The 1,025-nt window shown below is 42.6% G+C and carries 2 protein-coding genes; both read left to right on the forward strand.

Annotation, left to right across the window (positions count from 1 at the left end; genetic code table 11):
* Positions 1–277: 277 nt before the first annotated feature.
* Positions 278–457 (forward strand): hypothetical protein, encoded by a 180-nt coding sequence (locus PX482_RS27785; protein ID WP_002759620.1) that lies wholly within the window; start codon positions 278–280, stop codon positions 455–457.
* On the forward strand, positions 436–1,025 hold a 590-nt coding region (locus PX482_RS16665; RefSeq protein WP_288094126.1), incomplete at its 3' end, for a PCRF domain-containing protein. The genes PX482_RS27785 and PX482_RS16665, both read left to right, overlap by 22 nt.

Below are 1,025 nucleotides of genomic sequence, written 5' to 3' on the forward strand. Positions count from 1 at the left end.
AAAATAAGCATAAAATTGCATAAAATAACCAAATAGAGCATTTAATTGATTAATGCTCATTCTTAATTCTCCTGACTACTGACTACTGGCTCGGAGACTCCTCACCTAAAGGAAGATTTTTGATTTTTGCAAGAGGTCTATTACTTGCTCAAACCGGCCAAAAAATGATAGTTTCAGATATAGGAATAATCTGGTTAAGAAAAAAAATGTCTTCCCTTGCCGCTTGCTGGCCCAAAAATATTTCTAAGTATTAGCAAAACTGACTGACTGTCAGCAGTTGGGCGGGATTTTTCCGATCTCGAAGAACCCCAAACCAAGAAAATTAAGACAATTAAAAGGATTGCGTCTCTATTATCTGTCAGACGCTTCTAATCCAGTGAATTTGCGGGTTATCTTCCAATTAACCCCGTTTAACCCTATTTGTGGCTATCGATTATGGCTGAAAGTTATTTACTAGACAAACTGCAATCTGTAGAACAGACCTACAAAGAATTAACCCGTCGTCTAGCGGATCCCGATGTCACCGGTAATCCGGGTGAATTGCATCGTCTGGCCAAATCCCGCGCTTCCCTAGAGGAAACGGTCAACACTTACGAAATTTGGCAAAAAAGTCAAGAGGATTTAATCGGTGCGAAACAAATCTTCAAAGAATCCGCCAGCGATCCCGAATTAAGGGAAATGGCCGCCCTAGAAGTGGCAGAATTAGAGGAAAAAATCGCCACTTTGGAAGACCAATTAACAATTCTGCTGCTGCCCCGGGATCCCCTCGATGAAAAGAATATCATGCTAGAAATTCGCGCTGGGACCGGAGGTGATGAGGCCAGTATTTGGGCGGGGGATTTAGTTCGCTTGTACTCAAAATATGCCGAAACTCAAAACTGGAAAGTTAGCCTTTTGAGTGAATCTCCGGCGGATATGGGAGGATTTAAAGAGGCAATTTTAGAGATTAAAGGCGATAACGTCTATAGTAAGCTGAAATTTGAGGCGGGAGTCCATCGGGTGCAGCGGGTTCCTCTGACGGAAGC

The sequence above is a fragment of the Microcystis sp. M53602_WE12 genome (genome assembly GCF_030065455.1).
In the GTDB taxonomy this organism is placed as follows: domain Bacteria; phylum Cyanobacteriota; class Cyanobacteriia; order Cyanobacteriales; family Microcystaceae; genus Microcystis; species Microcystis aeruginosa.